At 58.7% G+C, this 19,221-nt stretch carries 14 protein-coding genes and 1 pseudogene; 3 read left to right on the top strand and 12 right to left on the bottom strand.

What is annotated here, in order from left to right:
* Positions 1–26 precede the first annotated feature (26 nt).
* The 4 genes from nrdD to treR form a co-directional block, all read right to left on the bottom strand.
* Positions 27–2,165, bottom strand: a complete 2,139-nt coding sequence (gene nrdD, locus ACTJJA_RS11230) for an anaerobic ribonucleoside-triphosphate reductase (RefSeq protein ID WP_440668004.1) — start codon at positions 2,163–2,165, stop codon at positions 27–29.
* A gap of 375 nt (positions 2,166–2,540) precedes the next feature.
* Positions 2,541–4,184: an alpha,alpha-phosphotrehalase gene (treC, locus tag ACTJJA_RS11225; RefSeq protein ID WP_440668002.1), complete on the bottom strand. Its 1,644-nt coding sequence runs from the start codon at positions 4,182–4,184 to the stop codon at positions 2,541–2,543.
* Positions 4,185–4,235: 51 nt separating this feature from the next.
* The gene (gene treB, locus ACTJJA_RS11220) at positions 4,236–5,654 is read right to left on the bottom strand and encodes a PTS trehalose transporter subunit IIBC (protein ID WP_440668266.1); all 1,419 of its coding nucleotides are present in this window, start codon (positions 5,652–5,654) and stop codon (positions 4,236–4,238) included.
* A gap of 128 nt (positions 5,655–5,782) precedes the next feature.
* A complete protein-coding gene (gene treR, locus ACTJJA_RS11215) occupies positions 5,783–6,730 on the bottom strand; it encodes a trehalose operon repressor TreR (RefSeq protein ID WP_440668001.1) in 948 nt (315 codons plus the stop codon).
* A 389-nt stretch (positions 6,731–7,119) separates the two neighbouring features.
* On the opposite strand from treR, the gene mgtA reads away from it, so the two are divergent.
* Positions 7,120–9,828 carry a magnesium-translocating P-type ATPase gene (gene mgtA / locus ACTJJA_RS11210; protein ID WP_440667999.1) on the top strand — a complete coding sequence of 903 codons (2,709 nt, stop codon included), beginning with the start codon at positions 7,120–7,122 and terminating at the stop codon, positions 9,826–9,828.
* Positions 9,829–10,030: 202 nt separating this feature from the next.
* Entirely contained in the window at positions 10,031–12,415 is a 2,385-nt protein-coding gene (locus tag ACTJJA_RS11205) for a beta-N-acetylhexosaminidase (protein ID WP_440667997.1), read from the top strand.
* Positions 12,416–12,497: 82 nt separating this feature from the next.
* Here the strand turns inward: ACTJJA_RS11205 and gbpA are convergent, their stop codons facing one another.
* From gbpA to ACTJJA_RS11180, 5 genes are all read right to left on the bottom strand, one after another.
* Complete coding sequence (gene gbpA / locus ACTJJA_RS11200; protein WP_440667995.1) at positions 12,498–13,949, bottom strand: N-acetylglucosamine-binding protein GbpA; 1,452 nt, start codon at positions 13,947–13,949, stop codon at positions 12,498–12,500.
* Between the two features lie 130 nt (positions 13,950–14,079).
* Positions 14,080–14,466 (bottom strand): 2-iminobutanoate/2-iminopropanoate deaminase, encoded by a 387-nt coding sequence (gene ridA, locus ACTJJA_RS11195; protein WP_014882305.1) that lies wholly within the window; start codon positions 14,464–14,466, stop codon positions 14,080–14,082.
* A gap of 74 nt (positions 14,467–14,540) precedes the next feature.
* A complete protein-coding gene (gene pyrI, locus ACTJJA_RS11190; protein WP_080328857.1) occupies positions 14,541–15,002 on the bottom strand; it encodes an aspartate carbamoyltransferase regulatory subunit in 462 nt (153 codons plus the stop codon).
* A 12-nt stretch (positions 15,003–15,014) separates the two neighbouring features.
* Complete coding sequence (pyrB, locus tag ACTJJA_RS11185) at positions 15,015–15,947, bottom strand: aspartate carbamoyltransferase (protein WP_089599762.1); 933 nt, start codon at positions 15,945–15,947, stop codon at positions 15,015–15,017.
* A 34-nt stretch (positions 15,948–15,981) separates the two neighbouring features.
* Entirely contained in the window at positions 15,982–16,086 is a 105-nt protein-coding gene (locus ACTJJA_RS11180) for a pyrBI operon leader peptide (RefSeq protein ID WP_071524139.1), read from the bottom strand.
* Here ACTJJA_RS11180 and ACTJJA_RS11175 point away from each other — a divergent pair.
* Positions 16,066–16,183 (top strand): annotated as a pseudogene (locus tag ACTJJA_RS11175) (hypothetical protein). The gene ACTJJA_RS11180 and the pseudogene ACTJJA_RS11175 sit on opposite strands and share 21 nt — an antisense overlap.
* A 3-nt stretch (positions 16,184–16,186) precedes the next feature.
* Here ACTJJA_RS11175 and ACTJJA_RS11170 read toward each other — a convergent pair.
* The 3 genes from ACTJJA_RS11170 to argF form a co-directional block, all read right to left on the bottom strand.
* Entirely contained in the window at positions 16,187–16,666 is a 480-nt protein-coding gene (locus ACTJJA_RS11170) for an arginine repressor (RefSeq protein WP_003863366.1), read from the bottom strand.
* 80 nt (positions 16,667–16,746) lie between these two features.
* On the bottom strand, positions 16,747–18,150 hold the full coding sequence (locus ACTJJA_RS11165) for a YfcC family protein (RefSeq protein WP_440667992.1): 1,404 nt from the start codon (positions 18,148–18,150) through the stop codon (positions 16,747–16,749).
* Between the two features lie 46 nt (positions 18,151–18,196).
* Positions 18,197–19,201 carry an ornithine carbamoyltransferase gene (gene argF / locus ACTJJA_RS11160; RefSeq protein WP_032647051.1) on the bottom strand — a complete coding sequence of 335 codons (1,005 nt, stop codon included), beginning with the start codon at positions 19,199–19,201 and terminating at the stop codon, positions 18,197–18,199.
* Positions 19,202–19,221: the final 20 nt, after the last annotated feature.

The following is a 19,221-nucleotide window of genomic DNA, read 5'->3' as shown; positions in this document are numbered from 1 at the left end:
CCACCGGGCATTAACGCGGCAGAGGATTAACCGATCTGCCCATTCCCCAAATGCTTCACGCGGCGCTTCACCTCTTCCTGCTTGCCTGCGTTAAACGGACGCGCATCCGGGCTGCCGAGATAGCCGCACACACGGCGGGTGACGGAGACGCGGGCTGCATCGTGGTTGCCGCATTTCGGGCAGGTAAAGCCTTTGCTGGTGCACTCAAACTCACCGGTAAATCCGCACTCGTAGCACTCGTCGATGGGCGTGTTGGTGCCGTAATACGGTACGTGCTGGTAGCTGTAATCCCACACGTCTTCCAGCGCCTTCAGGTTGTGCTGAATGTTCGGGTACTCGCCGTAGCAGATGAAGCCGCCGCTGGCGATCGGCGGATAGGCCGCTTCGAAGTCGATCTTGTCGTACGGGTTCACCTTTTTCTCCACGTCGAGGTGGAAGCTGTTGGTGTAATACCCTTTGTCGGTCACGCCTTCCACAATCCCGAACTCGGCGGTGTCCAGACGGCAGAAACGGTCGCACAGGTTTTCGCTCGGCGTGCTGTAGAGGCTAAACCCATAGCCGGTTTCCTCTTTCCACTGGTCAACCGCGTCGCGCAGGCGCTGAACGATGGCGATGCCTTTCTCACGCAGCGCGGCGCTGTCGTACATATGCGTATCGCCCGCCAATGCGTTGATGGTCTCGTGTATACCGATATAGCCCAGCGAAATCGACGCGCGCCCGTTTTTGAAGATCTCAGACACGTCATCGTCCGCTTTCAGGCGCACGCCGCAGGCTCCTTCCATATAGAGGATGGGTGCCACGCGGGCCTTGACCCCTTCCAGACGAGCAATACGGGTCATCAGCGCTTTACGCGCCAGCTGCAGGCGCTCGTCCAGCAGCGTCCAGAAGGCATCTTCGTTACCTTTCGCTTCCAGCGCGATGCGCGGCAGGTTCAGGCTGATAACGCCCAGGTTGTTGCGCCCGTCGTGGATCTGCTCGCCGTTTTCATCTTCGTACACGCCGAGGAAGCTGCGGCAGCCCATTGGCGTTTTAAACGAACCGGTGACCTTCACCACCTGGTCGTAGTTCAGAATGTCCGGATACATACGCTTGCTCGCGCACTCCAGCGCCAGCTGTTTTATGTCGTAGTTCGGATCGCCAAACTTGTGGTTCAGGCCGTCGCGGATGGCGAACACCAGTTTCGGGAACACGGCGGTTTTGCGGTTTTTGCCGAGCCCGGAGATGCGGTTACGCAGAATGGACTGCTGGATCAGGCGCGATTCCCAGCTGGTGCCCAGACCGAAGCCGAAGGTCACAAACGGCGTCTGGCCGTTGGCGGTATGCAGCGTGTTTACCTCGTATTCCAGCGACTGGAAGGCGTCGTAGCACTCTTTCTCGGTGCGGGAGTGCGCGTAGCCGTCAGCGTCCGGGATCTGCCACTCTTCGGCCGTTTTACGATGCTTGTTGAAGCTTGCCGTCACGAACGGGGCCAGCACTTCATCAATGCGGTTAATGGTGGTGCCGCCATAAATATGGCTGGCAACCTGAGCGATAATCTGCGCGGTGACCGCGGTGGCGGTGGAGATCGACTTCGGCGGTTCAATCTCGGCGTTACCCATTTTAAAACCGTGGGTCAGCATGCCCTTCAGGTCGATCAGCATGCAGTTGAACATCGGGAAGAACGGCGAATAGTCGAGGTCGTGGTAGTGAATTTCACCGCGTTCGTGCGCAGACACCACGTCGCGCGGCAGCAGATGCTGACGGGCATAGTGTTTGGCGACGATACCGGCCAGCAGGTCACGCTGGGTCGGGATCACTTTACTGTCTTTATTGGCGTTTTCGTTGAGCAGGGCGGAGTTGGTCTGCTCGACCAGGCCACGGATCTCCTGGTTCAGGCGGCCGCGCTTCTCGCGCTGAACGTCACGATCGTGACGGTACTCAATGTAGGCGCGCGCCAGTTGCTTGTAAGGCCCCGCCATCAGCTGGTTCTCAACCGCGGTCTGGATCTCGTTGATATCGACCTGGCTGCGTTCATTCATCTGGCTGCTAACGACTTCTGCGACGGTGGCGCAGTAATCTGCGTCATCGACTCCCGCTGCTTTAGCTGCACGCAGAATGGCTTCCTGGATGCGCTCTGATTTAAACGGCACTTTACAGCCATCACGTTTCATCACATGCGGTGTCATGATCACTCCATTTTTGAAAACAGGTTATCCACAGAGGTGGAGAAGTATTCACCGGGCGTATTTCCCGCCGGGCCAAAGACTTCCCGCGTTCCCAGCTCGTGTTATCCACAATTCCGGCCAGCGTAAGCGCCGTCTTGTTGTTGGAATAGTAGACGATAAATACAAGATGTTGGGTCGGCGTGCATTTTAAGTGCTACATATAGTGATTTGCATCAAACATGTTTGCGTTTTATTTGATGCAGAACAAAGTAAAAAGACGAGAGTACAAACGGCGGGCGCTTCAGCGATTGTAAAGGCGTGCGAGAAAAATCTGATTAATTATTCAACAAAAACAGTAAAATAAGCCGGGTGCTGGGCGGCACCCGACAAGGAACGTTACTGCTGCAGCCACCAGACCGCTTCAAACGGACGGAGTGACGTCGTTTGCGGTGTAGGGTAGTTACTCATCAGCACCTGCGGCTGACCGCTGAGAACGCCCGTTTCCCATTCCTGAGGCGTATGACTCAGGTTTGCCACCACCACCAGCGTCTGTCCCTGCCACTGACGGCGGTAACACCACAGGGAAGGATGTTCCGGCAGGAGATCCTCATAATCCCCCCACGTCAGCACCGGCAGGGTTTTACGCAGGCTAATCAGCGACTGGTAGGTGTAAAACACCGAATCCGGGTCATCGAGCGCCGCGCGGGCGTTCACGGTTTCGTAGTTGTCGCAGACGCCAATCCACGGCTCGCCCTCGCTAAATCCCGCATTGTGCGACGCGTCCCACTGCATCGGCGTGCGTCCGTTATCGCGGGACTTACTCGCCAGAATCGCCAGGAGCTCGTCCGGTTCGCGGCCGTTGGCCCGCAGTTCCGCGAACATGTTCAGGCTCTCCACGTCGCGGTAATCGGTGATGCGGCTGAAGTGCGGGTTGGTCATCCCCAGCTCTTCGCCCTGATAGATATACGGCGTACCCTGCATGCCGTGCAGCACCATGCCGAGCATCTTCGCGGCAGCCACGCGGTGTTCCCCTTCGTCACCAAAGCGCGACACGATGCGCGGCTGGTCGTGGTTACACCAGAACAGCGCGTTCCACGCTTTGTTGTGCATCCCCTGCTGCCAGTGGGTAAACAGGGATTTCAGCGCCACGAAGTCCGGCTTCGCCTTCGTCCACTTTTCGCCGCCGGGGTAGTCCACCTTCAGATGATGGAAGTTAAAGGTCATCGACAGCTCGCTGCCGTCGAGCGACGCGTACTGCTGGCAATTTTCCAGCGAGGTCGAGGACATCTCGCCTACCGTCATCAGGTTGCGCGGGGTGAAGACGTCGCGGCTCATCTCCTGCAGATATTCGTGGATGCGCGGCCCGTCGGTATAGAAGCGGCGGCCGTCTCCGATGTTGTCGTCCGGGAAATCCTGATCTTTTGAAATCAGATTAATCACGTCCAGACGCAAGCCGTCCACGCCGCGATCGGCCCAGAACTCGCACACTTTTTTCAGCTCGGCGCGCACCTCCGGGTTCTCCCAGTTGAGGTCCGCCTGCTCCGGCGCAAACAGGTGCAGATAGTACTGCTCGCTCTCGGCGTGCCAGCGCCAGGCGTTGCCGCCAAACTTGGAGCGCCAGTTGTTGGGAAGCTGCTCCGGCGTGCCGTCGCGCCAGATGTAGAACTGGCGGTACGGGCTCGCTTTGTTCAGCGACTCGCGGAACCAGGCGTGCTGCGTGGAGGTGTGGTTAAACACCATATCCAGCACGATGCGAATGCCGCGCGCGTGCGCCTCGGCAACCAGCTCGTCGAAGTCATCCAGGGTGCCGTAGGCCGGGTCAATGGCGATGTAATTCGCCACGTCGTAGCCGTTATCCACCTGCGGGGAGATATAAAACGGCGTCAGCCAGATGGCGTCAATGCCGAGGGTTTTCAGGTAGTCCAGACGCTGCGTCACGCCGCGCAGATCGCCGGTGCCGCTGCCGGTCGTGTCCTGGAAACTTTTTGGGTAAATCTGATAGATGACGCCGTTCTGCCACCAGTGAGGAAGAGTATTCATAATGCGTTCCTGCAAATGCGAAGGGGCGCAACTGCGCCCCGAAAGAAGACGTTAAACAATCTGCAGCGTGCCCTGACGGAACTTACGCTGGTACACCACGGTAGTCAGCGCCATTGGGACGATAATCGCTACCGCCATGGCAAGGGCAAACACCTGCCAGAAAGCGGGCTGGATGGAAAGGATGCCCGGCAGGCCGCCGACGCCAATCCCGTTTGCCATCACCCCATTCAGGCCGCAGAGCAAACCTGCCAAACCGGAACCGATCATCGCGCAGAGCATCGGGAAGCGGTATTTCAGGTTGATACCGTACATCGCCGGTTCGGTGACGCCGAGGTAGGCGGAGATGGCTGCCGGAACGGAGATCTCACGCTCGTTATGCTTACGGCTAACGATGATGATGCCGGTCACCGCAGAGGCCTGCGCAATGTTAGACAGCGCGATGATAGGCCAGACCGGCGTGCCGCCAAGGCTCTGGATCATCTGCATATCAATGGCCAGCGTGGTCTGGTGTACGCCGGTGATGACCAGCGGGGCATACAGGAAGCCAAACAGCGCGGCACCAATCGGCGCGAAGCTGCCGGTCATCAGGTGACGCACCGCGAAGGCCACGCCGTCGCCAATCATGCGGCCAAACGGACCGATAAACGCATGCGCCAGGAACACCGCCAGAATCAGCGAGCAGACCGGCACGACCACCAGATAGAGGTAATCCGGTACGATGCGCTTCAGGCGCGTTTCAATAAAGCCCAGCGCCAGACCGGCCAGCAATGCCGGAATGACCTGCGCCTGATAGCCCACTTTGGCGATGGTAAACAGGCCGAAGTTCCACACTTCAGGCACCTGCTGACCAAGTAAGTAAGCGTTCATTAACTGTGGAGAGACCAGCGTGACGCCCAGCACGATACCGAGAATCGGCGTGCCGCCCATTTTGCGCACCGCGGACCAGCAGATCCCGACCGGGAGATAGAAGAAGATGGCTTCGCCAATCAGCCACAGGAAGTCGTAGATGCTCTGCAGCGCCGGGTACATCTGCGCCAGGGTTTTGCCGTCGCTCATCGGCACATCGCCGATGACGTTACGGAAGCCTAAGATTAAGCCCCCGCTGATCAGCGCCGGCAGCAGCGGGAAGAAGATCTCCGCGAAGTGGGAAATCAGCTGCTCGTGCCACTTCATATTCTGGCGCGCAGCCTTCTTCGCCTGCTCTTTATCAGCAGAAGAATGCCCGGTTGTCGCCAGCAGAGCCTGATAGTAATCGCCCACTTCGGTACCAATAACGACCTGGAACTGACCGGCGTTGGTGAAGCAGCCTTTGACCATTTTCAACTCTTCAATGGCCTTCGGGTTGGCTTTGGCCGGGTCGTTCAGCACGAAGCGCAGGCGGGTAATGCAATGACTGACGGTTGCGATGTTTTCGCGTCCGCCGACCAGGACGATCAGCCGATCGATATCTGCTTGTTTGACTTTACTCATCATGAAACCTCATGACAGATGGTGAGGGGGGTAATGACCTGAGCGCAAGCCTACTCCTTCAGCGTGACGGCGAAAATGGGAACGTTCCCGAAATCAGGCGAAGATCACAATAATCCGTTGAGCGGGGGTTAAGAGAGGTGGGCGGGAATAACGATCTGACGCGGCTCCGCGCGCCCGTTGATCTGCTCTATCAGCTGCGCGGCGGCCTGCCTGCCGGATTCGGCGTAGCCCGGATCGACGGTGATGATCTCCGGGTGAAGGAACTTCATCAGCGGCGTGCTGCCGACGCTCGCCACCTGCAGGTTATCGATGCGCTGCTCCTGGATATATTTGCTCGCGCCCAGCGCCAGGGTATCCGTGGCGCACACCAGCGCGGTGGTCTGCGGCGTCAGAACGCTGGCGACCTGCTCGTAGCCCTGCTTCATGCCCAGCCCTGGCAGGGAGGCCACGGCGGAGAGATTGTGCTTTTTGCAAAAGGCCAGATACGCTTCGTGGCGGCGTTTGCCGGTGGTGACGTCCGCGTGCGGCACGCCCAGATAGCTAATGTGGCGATGGCCTTGCTCGTACAGGCGCTGCATCAGGGTAATAATGGCGCCTTCATCGTCATAGCAGACGGACGCGAAACCGTGGGCATCGCGCGCCAGCAGCACCAGCGAGGGCTGCCAGGGTTTGAGCATCTCTTCTTTGATGCCGGTAAAACCAAACAGCACCACGCCATCAATATTGCGCCGCTGAAGCATACCCAGATGCTCTTCAACCAGTTGCACCGAGAACTGGCTCTCCATCATGATCGGGTCATAGCCCTGCTCGTAGAAGGCGGGGAGCATGGTCTGCACGGCGAGGTTTTCTGACAGAGAATCCAGACGCGAAACAATAATGGCGACCACCTTGTCACTCTGCCCGCGCATGGCGCGCGCGGAGCGGGAAGGGGAAAACCCGTGCTGATTCATGACCGCCTCAACGCGCTCGCGGGTGCGTTCGCTGACGCCGCTTTCGTTGTTCAGCACGCGTGAGACGGTTGATTTCCCCACGCCGCTTAAACGCGCGATGTCTTTAATCGTAAGGCGGTTCTGCATGCTGTATTCCCTGTAACAACGACAAAGTGGTCAATTGAGCCTAATGCTATAGCGCGATTTCGCTATGGGCAAAGTCTGGTTTACGTTCGGTTTATTTGCGTGGGGTTATAATACCGTCCGATGCGCCACGAACGGTATGGATAAATCCTTATACTGCGTGGCGAAACCTGACTTTTTACTTACCGGAGGCCACATGGATCCCGATCCCACACCTCTCCTGAACGGGAGAAAACGTTCTTTCCGGTAAGCCAGCTTTGTTGCTGTCTCACCGGCGTGAGGCAGTAGCGTCTTAAACGTTCCTGCTTGAAAAATTAAGTGCCTCTCAGGTACGGCTTTGCCACGCCTGAAGGAAATGCTGCGTCCGCCCCTGCGGATGCGGAGGAATGCCTATGTTTAAAAATATCACCCGGCAGCTGCAGGCCTTGCTGAGCCGCCACCTGCCACACCGTCTTGTTCAGCGCGACCCACTGCCCAATGGCAAAAACGTGGCGGGCGCCGCGATCCCCGCGTCTCTGACCGAGCGCTGCCTGAACGCGGCGGCGATGGATGAAAACGAAGTCTGGCGCGCCTTTGGCGGCCACCCCGAAGGGCTGAACGCGTCCGAAGTCGAAAAAATTCGCGCCGTGCATGGCGATAACCAGATCCCGGCGCAGAAACCGTCTCCGTGGTGGGTGCATCTCTGGCTCTGCTACCGCAACCCGTTCAACCTCCTGCTGACCGTGCTGGGCATTATCTCCTACGCAACGGAAGATCTGTTTGCCGCAGGGGTGATCGCCCTGATGGTGGGCATTTCCACGCTGCTGAACTTTATTCAGGAGGCCCGCTCCACTAAAGCGGCGGACGCCCTGAAGGCGATGGTCAGCAACACGGCAACCGTCTCGCGCGTGATTAACGATCTCGGCGAAAACGCCTGGGTGGAGCTGCCTATCGACCAACTGGTGCCGGGCGATCTGGTGAAGCTGGCGGCGGGGGACATGATCCCGGCGGATTTACGCATCATTCAGGCGCGCGATCTGTTCGTCGCCCAGGCCTCGCTGACCGGGGAATCCCTGCCCGTTGAAAAGGTGGCGCGCAGCCGCGACCCGCAGCAGATGAACCCGCTAGAGTGCGACACCCTGTGCTTTATGGGCACCACGGTCGTCAGCGGCACCGCGCAGGCGATTGTCACCGCCACCGGGGGCAACACCTGGTTTGGTCAGCTTGCCGGACGCGTCAGCGAGCAGGAGAGCGAGCCGAACGCCTTCCAGAAAGGCATTGGCCGCGTCAGCATGCTGCTGATCCGCTTTATGATGGTGATGACGCCGATCGTGCTGCTGATTAACGGCTACACCAAAGGCGACTGGTGGGAAGCGGCGCTGTTTGCGCTCTCCGTGGCCGTCGGCTTAACGCCGGAAATGCTGCCGATGATTGTCACCTCCACGCTGGCGCGCGGGGCGGTGAAGCTCTCTAAACAGAAAGTGATCGTCAAACACCTCGACGCCATCCAGAACTTTGGCGCGATGGACATCCTCTGCACCGATAAAACCGGCACCCTGACGCAGGACAAAATCGTGCTGGAGAACCACACGGATATCGCCGGTAAAACCAGCGAGCGCGTGCTGCACAGCGCGTGGCTCAACAGCCACTACCAGACCGGGCTGAAAAACCTGCTCGACGTCGCGGTGCTGGAAGGGGTAGACGAAGAGTCTGCCCGCACGCTCTCCGGCCGCTGGCAGAAGGTGGATGAGATCCCGTTCGACTTCGAGCGCCGTCGCATGTCGGTGGTGGTGAGCGAGCAACAGGGCGTCCACCAGCTGATCTGCAAAGGCGCGCTGCAGGAGATCCTCAGCGTGTCGACGCAGGTTCGCCATAACGGCGAGATCGTGCCGCTGGACGACACCATGCTGCGCCGCATCAAACGCGTCACCGATAACCTGAACCGTCAGGGGCTGCGCGTGGTAGCCGTCGCCAGCAAGTTCCTGCCCGCGCGTGAAGGGGACTATCAGCGTATCGACGAATCCGATTTGATCCTCGAGGGTTACATCGCATTCCTCGATCCGCCGAAAGAGACCACCGCACCGGCGCTGAAGGCGCTGAAGGCGAGCGGTATTACCGTCAAAATTCTCACCGGAGACAGTGAGCTGGTGGCGGCCAAAGTGTGCCATGAGGTGGGGCTGGACGCGGGTGACGTGGTGGTGGGAAGCGATATTGAACATCTCTCCGACGACGAGCTGGCGCAGCTTGCCCAGCGCACCACGCTGTTTGCCCGCCTGACCCCGATGCACAAAGAGCGCATCGTCACGCTGCTGCGTCGCGAAGGGCACGTGGTGGGCTTTATGGGCGACGGCATCAACGACGCGCCCGCGCTGCGTGCGGCGGACATTGGTATCTCCGTCGACGGCGCGGTGGACATCGCCCGCGAGGCGGCGGATATCATCCTGCTTGAAAAGAGCCTGATGGTGCTAGAGGAGGGCGTGATCGAAGGCCGCCGCACCTTCGCCAACATGCTCAAGTACATCAAAATGACTGCCAGCTCCAACTTCGGTAACGTCTTCAGCGTACTGGTGGCAAGCGCGTTTCTGCCGTTCCTGCCGATGCTGCCGCTGCACCTGCTGATCCAGAACCTGATGTACGACGTGTCTCAGGTGGCGATCCCGTTTGATAACGTGGACGACGAGCAGATCCAGAAGCCGCAGCGCTGGAACCCGTCCGATCTCGGTCGCTTTATGCTGTTCTTTGGCCCGATCAGCTCCATCTTCGACATCCTGACCTTTTGCCTGATGTGGTTTGTGTTCCACGCCAACACCCCGGAACACCAGACGCTGTTCCAGTCCGGCTGGTTCGTGGTGGGGCTGCTGTCGCAAACGCTGATTGTGCATATGATCCGCACCCGCCGCATTCCGTTCATCCAGAGCCGTGCCGCGTGGCCGCTGATTGTAATGACGGGGATTGTGATGGCGCTCGGTATCGCGCTGCCGTTCTCACCGCTGGCAAGCTACCTGCAGCTGCAGGCGCTGCCGCTGAGCTACTTCCCGTGGCTGGTAGCGATCCTCGCCGGTTATATGGTGCTGACCCAGATGGTGAAAGGGTTCTATGCGCGCCGGTATGGGTGGCAGTGAGTTATGTTTGCCGGGTGGCGGCTTCGCCTTACCCGGCCTACTCCCGAAACGTAGGCCCGGTAAGCGCAGCGCCACCGGGCAATAGCTTTCCTCCCAAATTCAACAACCTGTGATCTCCGTCGGCGCATTCGCTTGACGACAAAATGAACGCATGTTAACAGAATGTTTTGCCTTTATTTGGCCCGTCAGATAAGGAACATTCATGTTACGGTACAGTCTCTTAACCGCCGGGCTGATGCTCGGCGCCTCAGCCTTTGCCGCCCCGGCAGGCGACCTCCCTTTAATGCCCTGGCCTGCGAAGGTCGAACGCCCGACGACGCAGGGTGCGCTGGCGCTTAACGATAAAATTTCCGTTAGCGTCAGCGGCGACGATCTGGGTGACGCCGTTAACCGTCTGCGCCAGCGTATCGCCCTGCAAACCGGCTGGACGCTGCAGCCGCAGGCCGAAAAGCCAGACAAACCGACCATCCGCATCTCGATTGCGAAAAAGGTCAAGCCGCAGCCGCTGCCTGACAGCGACGAAAGCTATAAGCTCACGGTGGACGCCAACGGTGTGAATATCTCCGCCAACACCCGCTTCGGCGCGCTGCGCGCCATGGAAACCCTGCTCCAGCTGATGCAGAACGGCGCGGAAAACACCTCGCTACCGTGGGTGACGATTGAGGATTCCCCACGCTTCCCGTGGCGCGGGCTGCTGCTGGACTCGGCGCGTCACTTTATTCCGCTGCCGGATATCAAACGCCAGATTGACGGCATGGCCGCCGCAAAGCTCAACGTGCTGCACTGGCATTTAACCGACGATCAGGGCTGGCGCTTCAGCTCGAAGCGCTATCCAAAGCTGACCCAGCTTGCCAGCGACGGGTTGTTCTACACCCCGGAACAGATGCGCGAGGTCGTGCGTTACGCTACCGAGCGCGGCATCCGCGTGGTGCCGGAGATCGACATGCCGGGCCACGCCTCGGCAATTGCCGTGGCCTACCCGGAGCTGATGAGCGCGCCGGGGCCGTATCAGATGGAGCGACACTGGGGCGTGCTGAAGCCGGTGCTGGATCCGACAAAAGACGCAACCTACGCCTTCGCCGACGCTATGGTCAGCGAACTGGCGGCGATCTTCCCCGATCCGTATCTGCATATCGGCGGCGATGAGGTGGACGACAGCCAGTGGAAAGATAATGCGGCGATCCAAAAATTCATGCGCGAGAACAAGCTCTCGGATAGCCACGCGCTGCAGGCGTATTTCAACCGCAAGCTGGAGACGATCCTCGAGAAACACCACCGGCAGATGGTCGGCTGGGACGAGATCTATCATCCCGACCTGCCGAAAAGCATTCTGATCCAGTCCTGGCAGGGGCAGGATGCGCTGGGGCAGGTGGCGCAGAACGGCTACAAGGGCATTCTGTCGACCGGCTTTTATCTCGACCAGCCCCAGTCCACCGCCTATCACTACCGCAACGAAATTGTCCCGCAGGGGCTGAACGGCGTGGATGTGATTGCCGACACCGACAGCGTCCAGAGCTGGGCCTTCACCATGCCGCGCCTGAAGGGCAAGCCGGTTGAGGGGAGCTTCACGCTGGTGAAAGGGGAGTCCGGCTGGCGCGGATTTATTGATTTTGCCGGGAAATCTCGCCGCGCGGTGGAAAACATTGCGTGGCGCGACGACAATCAGGTCACGTTTACCGTCGACACCTGGATGGGCGAAACGCGCCCGGTGGTCTCCGTCGATAACGACACGCTCACCGGCTATTTCCTGGTGGGCAACACCCGCTACCCGATTAGCGGCACGCGTCTGGACGAGGTGCCGAAAGGCATTCCGCCTGTCGTGCCGGACGTGGCGAATCAGGCCAACCTGCTCGGCGGAGAAGCCGCGCTGTGGGCGGAAAACGTGGTGGCACCGGTGCTGGATATCCGCCTGTGGCCGCGCGCCTTTGCGGTGGCAGAGCGGCTGTGGTCGGCGAAGGACGTCAACGACGTCGACAACATGTACACCCGCCTGCAGGCGATGGACAGCTGGTCGACGGTGTCTGTCGGGCTACAGCAGCATACCCAGCAGCAGGTGCAGTTCACGCGGTTGGCGAACAATGCCGATACCCTGCCGCTGCAGATCCTCGCGCAGGCGGTAGAGCCCGCGCAGTATTACACCCGTCAGCACCTGAAGTTCCAGGCGGGAAATTATCATCAGTTCGAACCGCTCAACCGCTTCGCGGATGCGCTGAACGCCGAAAGCGCCACGGTGCGGCAGATGAACAAATGGGCCGATCGTCTGGTGAGCGATGCGGAAGACACGGAAAGCGCCGACGCGCTGCGCCACGTCTTTAACCGCTGGCAGAGCAACACCAGCGACGCGCTGGCGCTAAGCGAAAACAGCTATCAGCTGAAGGCGATGAAGCCGGTGGTCCAGGAAGTGGATAAGCTGGCCTCGATTGGCCTGAGGCTGACGGATCTGGTGGCACGTCAGGGCACGCTGGACGATAAAGAAATAGCATCGATTCAGAGCGAGCTGGATAACGCGGCGAAGGTGCAGGACGAGGTGGTGATTGCGGCAGTGTACCCGCTGGAGACGCTCTTACGGGCTACCCGTAATCAGTAAAAATGCCCGGTGGCGCTACGCTTACCGGGCCTACGTAACGTGTAGGCCCGGCAAACGCAGTGCCGCCGGGCATGAAGGCGTCTCAGTTCTTAAGAACCCACGCCTCTTTCCATGCTGAACCCACGCCCGGCTCAAACTGGGTGGCATGTTTACTCCACTGCACGCAGTAGCCGCTGTACGGGAAAGGCTTACACTGGTAGGTCTTACCGTCTTTCGGCTGCAGCACCACGGTGCCAGTTTTGTACGACGCGATATTATCCGGGAAGATAAAGTCATGTTGACCGGAGTTGTCCGCCGCCGCGTCGCCTTCCAGCATCAGGTTCAGCACGTCCTGGGCGAACATCGTGCCGTCTTTATTGGTCGCATAGTATTTCAGCATGTGGTGGCCCGGCGTCACGTCATTCAGGGTCATGGTCACGTCCTGGTTGGCGTTGTTCATGTCCTGCTTCAGGTAGCCTTTTTCCGCACCGCTGTGGTTCATCACGTGTGCTTCCACATTCACGTCACCTTTGGTGTTGACGTGGAAGGTCACGGTCGCGTTGCCATGCTCGATTTTGCTGTACTGCAGATCGGTGACGGCAATGGTTTCATTCACGTCCGCTTTCTGCTCTTCATACGAAATCGCAACTGACTGCAGCGTGCTGCCGTCTTTCACGAAGACGCTGTTCGCGCCGTGAACCGGGCTGATTTCACCCGCTTCATCCTTCACGCCGACGCGGACGTCGCTGTGCGCCGTGTTGATTTTCTGCGCCAGATCGTAAGACCACTGGTTGGCATCACCCTGGGCGGCGGTGGCGATCGTCATGTCGGTGCGCATGGACGTGACTTCACCGTGAGCGTCGAAGAAGCGGGCAATGACCTTATCGCCCGCATTCAGGTTATTACCGGCAATCTGCCCGCTCAGGGTTTTGCTCCATTCGGAAACCACGCCCGGGTTTTCATCCGGCGTCACGTTGCCGCCGCTCCCAAAATCAACGTCAATGGCCTGGTAGAAACTGTTTGAGGTATCCGCAATTTCCCAGACACCATAAATCACCTGGTAGCCCGTACGTGCCGGCACATTACAGGTCATGGCTTTGCGCATCTCAGGCGCCTGGCCATTTCCATTCACGGTACAGAAAGGGGTTAATTCAAACTGATCGCGGGTCAGGGGCTTATTCGGATCCCAGTTTTGTTTTGTGATGTAGTAACGCCAGTTGGTGGTTTTGTGTGGGGCGGTGTGGTACCAGACGAATTCATGCGCGCCGGCGGTCATCGGCGTTTTCGTCCAGGCATTCATACTCTGTTTATCCAGCTGGGAGTAGTTAGCGATCCCCGCGCTGGCGAGCTGGCCGTCCGGCGGTAGCGCGCCCGCCGGGAAGCCGGAGGTTTTCTCCACGCTCTGCGGTTCATACTGTACGGAACCGCATTCAATATTTTCACCGAGCTTACACATATAAGCGCGGCTGGCAGGAGATTCAATATAACCGTGCGCCAAAGCGGAGGACGCAACGGTCATCGTCGCCACCGCCAGCGCTATTTTTGAAAGTTTCATTGTTAGTCCATTAATAATAAATATGCAGCCCGATGTTATTAATGGCGGGTGGGGAACGTCATGCTGTGGTGAGAGGAAAAATAGCCAAAAAAATGGACGGCCGAAGCCGCCCATTATTTATTGAAATAAATTAACGACGTACGGCAATCGCTTCAATTTCAATTTTCACGTCTTTTGGCAGACGGGCCACTTCCACGCAGGAGCGCGCCGGGAAGGTGGCGTTGTGCTCGGTGAAGAAGGCTTCGTAGGTGGCGTTAACGGTCGCGAAGTCGTTCAGATCTTTCACGAAAACGGTGGTTTTCACGATATCGCCCACTTTCAGACCGGCAGATTCAACGATCGCCTGCACGTTTTCCAGCGACTGACGCGCCTGAGCCGCTACGTCTGCCGGTACTTCACCGGTTTTTGGGTTCACCGGGATCTGACCCGAAGTGATGATCATGCTGCCCAGATCAACGCCCTGAACGTATGGGCCGATAGCCGCTGGTGCATTTTCCGTCGCGAGTACTTTGGTCATGATTTCTCCAGAATAACAGCTGATTTAAGAGTCCCGGCCATTATAGGGAGGCCGGGATCCTTTACCAACCTCAATTAGTTGGCCAGCACCACATAATGAGAAAACTCTTTTTCGCAGTATTTGCATTTGAGCGCGATGTCATTGGCGCGCTTTTTCACTGCAAAGCTGGAGGAAACCGGCTCAGCGTGGCTGATGCAGTTGCTGTTCGGGCAGACCAGCACGCTCTCAATACGATCCGGCAGGCTCGGGCGGGATTTGCCCACCACGTCGTAATCGTCGATGCGGTTAACGGTGGCCTCCGGCGCGTACAGCGACAGCTGGTTGACCTGCTCGTCGGTCAGGAAGGTGTTCTCGATTTTGATCAGGTCCTTGCGGCCCATCTCGCCTGACGGCAGGTTCAGGCCGATGGTGATGCGCTGGTCGGTTTCGGTCAGTTTGAACAGCGTCAGCAGCTTAAAGCCCACCTGCGCAGGGATGTGGTCAATCACGGTGCCACGCTTGATGGCTTCAACCTGGAGTTTGTTATCGTGTGTCATTGTCGTTTCCCCTTACAGTGCCAATTCGCGATTCAGAACCAGTGCCAGTAACGCCTGGCGGGCGAAGATGCCGTTTCCGGCCTGCTGGAAGTACCAGGCGTGCGGCGTTTTATCCACGTCTGTTGTGATCTCATCGATGCGCGGCAGCGGATGCAGCACCTTCATATTGTCGCGTGCGCCCTCGAGGTCGCTGGCGCGCAGCACGAACTGCGCCTTCACATTGGCGTATTCGGACGGATCCAGACGCTCTTTCTGCACGCGGGTCATGTAGAGAATATCCACGTTGCCCATCACTTCTTCTATGCTGGCGTGCAGGCTCCACTGAATGCCTTTCTCGTCCAGCATGTCGAGAATGTACTGCGGCATCGCCAGCGCGTCAGGCGCGATGAAGAAGAAGCGGTTGCCGTTAAATTTCGCCAGCGCCTGGGTCAGGGAGTGGACGGTGCGGCCATATTTCAGGTCGCCGACCATGGCGATGTTCAGGTTCTCAAGCGTGCCCTGCGTCTCCTGAATGGTGAACAGATCCAGCAGGGTCTGCGTCGGGTGCTGGTTGGCACCGTCACCGGCGTTCAGTACCGGAATGCCGCCAGAAAATTCGGTTGCCAGACGCGCCGCACCCTCCTGTGGGTGGCGCATCACAATCGCGTCGACGTAGGTGCTGATGACTGAAATGGTATCCGCCAGGGTCTCGCCTTTTTTACCCAGCGACGTGTTGCTGCTGTCTGAGAAGCCCACCACGCTCGCGCCCAGGCGGTGCATGGAGGTTTCAAAGGAGAGGCGCGTGCGGGTCGAGGCTTCGAAGAAGCAGCTCGCAATCACCTTGTGCTTCAGCAGCTCCGGTTGCGGATTGGCCTTCAGTTTTGCCGCGGTTTCCAGAACCAGTTCCAGCTCTTCGCGGCTGAGGTCGTTTATGGAAATGATGTGTTTTTGATAAAGCGGATTCATGTTTATCTCCTGACGCCGGGCAAAAAAAAGCCCCTCAAATGAGGGGCTCTGGGAATAGGTTTAGCAACGGGAAGAAAAACGGCAGGCCAGCGTCTGATTTCAGACGCGGTAAGACGATATGTCGTACACGCTTGACCATGCTTCCTCCCGGCAAATTGTCGGGCATTATACGCAGCTCGTTTTGCGGATCAAGCGATTTAATGCACGCTTTACTCAATGCAAACGGTTCTTTATGAATATTAATGCGTTCTGAGTAAATAATTAATTTGCTTATGCACCAGCGCGGTGCGCTTCACGACGCGAGGGGCGACCCAGACGATACTGCTTCCGGCTACCACGCCTAAAATTTCCGGTAACTGGTGATAATCCAGAATACGCGCCACCGCGCGGCCATATCCGGCAACGGTATGGATAAGGATAAATTCGCTATTGTGCTCCACGCTCACCACCATTTCGGAGACGGTGCGCGCAGCATCGGGGGCAGGGCGCAGCTGGGGATTCAGCGAATAAATTTTTAGACCTTTGGCATTTCGAATTTTTATGACACCAAGCAACTTGAGCAGACGTGAAACGGTGGACTGGCTGATGGTCTCAAAACCACGCTCCTGCAAATCCCGGCGGATCTCCTCCTGGGAGAGGTAGCTCTTTTCCGCGATCAGACGCTGGCATACCGTTAGCTGTAGTTGCTCTTTGGGAGAGTACTCTTCGTAATCCATCATAGTTCCCATATCAGTTCCCGAAATAACCGGTGGCACCGCACCGATCCGTAGGCCGGATAAGCGCAGCGCCATCCGGCAAATCACAACATGGCACCCAGGCTTAACGCCACCATAATCACCACCGTTAATATCCCCAGCAGCGGCGCCACCCATTTCAGATAACGCACGTAAGGCACGCGGGCGATAGCCAGACCGCCCATCACGACGGCTGAGGTGGGAGTGACCAGGTTAACGATGCCGGACGCCGACTGGTAAGCCGTGACCACCAGGTCGCGGTTGACGTTAGCGAAATCGGCAAGGGGTGCCATGATCGGCATCGTCAGAACGGCAAGGCCGGACGAAGAAGGCACAAGAAACGACAGCACCACTTCCAGCCAGTACATCACGTTGATGAACGCCACCGTCGACAACCCGGTAACCATCCCCTCGGCGCTGTGCAAAATGGTGTGGGTAATCATGCCCTTATCCATGATGACTACGATACCGCGCGCGATGCCGATAATCAGCGCGACGCCCAGCAAATCTCGCGCGCCGTTGATAAACGTCGACGTCAGCTCTTCTTCGCTCATGCGGGCAATCATGCCGACGATAATCGCGCTGGCGAGAAACACCGCCGAGATCTCCGCCATCCACCAGCCCAGCACCGCCACGCCGTAAATCATCACCGCGAAAGCGAGGGCAAAAATCACGAGGATGATTTTGCGCACCGGGGTAAATTCCAGCGACTGTTCGCCTTTGTTGCCGAGGAAATGGGCGCGGTTCTCCTCCTGCTTATCCGCAACGATCGACAGCGACGGATCCTGACGCACCTTACGGGCATAACGCATCACCCACGCCACGCAGATGACCCAGCCGATGACCAGCAGCGCCACGCGCAGGGCGATCCCGTTGGTGAAGGGGATCCCGGCGGCGTTGGCGGCGATCACCGTGGCAAACGGGTTGATGGTGGAACCGAGGGTGCCGATCCCCGCGCCAAGCAGCACGGTGGAGGCGGCGACAACCGGATCGAAACGGGCGGCCAGCATTACCGGCACCAGCAGGGTGTAGAACGGCAGAGACTCTTCGGCCATACCGTAAATCGTGCCGCCTGCGGCAAACAGCGCCATCAGGATCGGGATCATCCACTCTTCGCGTCCGCGCAGCCGGGTGGTGACGCGCTCGATCCCGGCGTCAATCGCCCCAGTTTTGGTGACGATCCCGAGAAATCCCCCGATGATCAGAATAAACAGCGCCACATCGATCGCCCCGGCCTGGCCGGATTCCGGATCGTACAGCCCGGCAATCGGCGCCATCAGGACGGAAACCAGCCCCTGCGGATGCGCCGCCACGTGCGCGTAGGTTCCGGCAACCGGCACTTCTTTGCCGAGCGCCTCGTTCATTGCCATATGGTACTGCCCGGCCGGGACAACCCACGTCAGCACTGCCACGACGGCAATCAGAAAAAAGAGGATGGTGTAAGCGGAGGGAAACTTGAACTTGCCCATGATGTTCTCCTGAACCCGGCGCACCGCACGGCGCGCCGGGCGGTGATTAGTCGCCGAGTGTCGCCACCATGACCGCTTTAATGGTGTGCATGCGGTTCTCTGCTTCGTCGAAGACGATGGAGTTCGGTGATTCAAAGACCTCTTCCGTCACCTCCAGCCCCTTCAGCCCGTAGGCCATCTCGATCTCGCGGCCCACTTTGGTGTGCTCGTTGTGGAATGCCGGCAGGCAGTGCATAAACTTGACGTTCGGGTTGCCGGTGGCCTTCATCACGTCCGCGTTGATTTGATACGGTTTCATCAGGCTGACGCGCTCGGCCCAGGCTTCCTTCGGCTCGCCCATCGAGACCCACACGTCGGTGTAGAGGAAATCGGTGCCCTGCACGCCTTCTTCCACATCGTCGGTCAGCGTGATGCGCGCGCCCGTCTCTTTGGCGATGGCGCGGCACTGCTCAACCAGACCCGCTTCCGGCCAGAAGGATTTCGGCGCGACGAGGCGGATATCCATCCCCATCTTGGCCGCGCCGACCATCAGCGAGTTGCCCATGTTGTTGCGCGCATCCCCGAGGTAGGCAAAGCTCAACTCCGGCAGGGTTTTGCCCGGCGCGTGCTCCAGCATGGTCATCAGGTCGGCGAGGATTTGGGTGGGGTGGAACTCGTCGGTCAGGCCGTTCCACACCGGCACGCCCGCGTATTCACCCAGCTCTTCGACGATGGCCTGCCCGTAGCCGCGGTATTCGATGCCGTCATACATGCGGCCCAGCACGCGGGCGGTGTCTTTCATCGACTCTTTATGGCCAATCTGCGAGCCGCTTGGGCCGAGGTAGGTGACCTGCGCGCCCTGGTCAAACGCACCCACTTCGAAGGCGCAGCGGGTGCGGGTGGAGGTTTTTTCAAAGATCAGGGCGATGTTTTTCCCGACCAGGGTTTGCTTCTCACGCCCGGCTTTTTTGGCCGCCTTCAGCTCGATGGCGAGGTCGATCAGGTACTGGATCTCTGCCGGGGTGTAGTCCAGCAGTTTGAGGAAGTTGCGGTTTTTCAGGTTGATGGTCATGGGTAAATCCTTTTTAAATA

Source organism: Enterobacter sp. 22452 (genome assembly GCF_052045065.1).
GTDB lineage: Bacteria > Pseudomonadota > Gammaproteobacteria > Enterobacterales > Enterobacteriaceae > Enterobacter > Enterobacter mori.
This window is presented reverse-complemented; position numbering and strand designations above follow the sequence as displayed.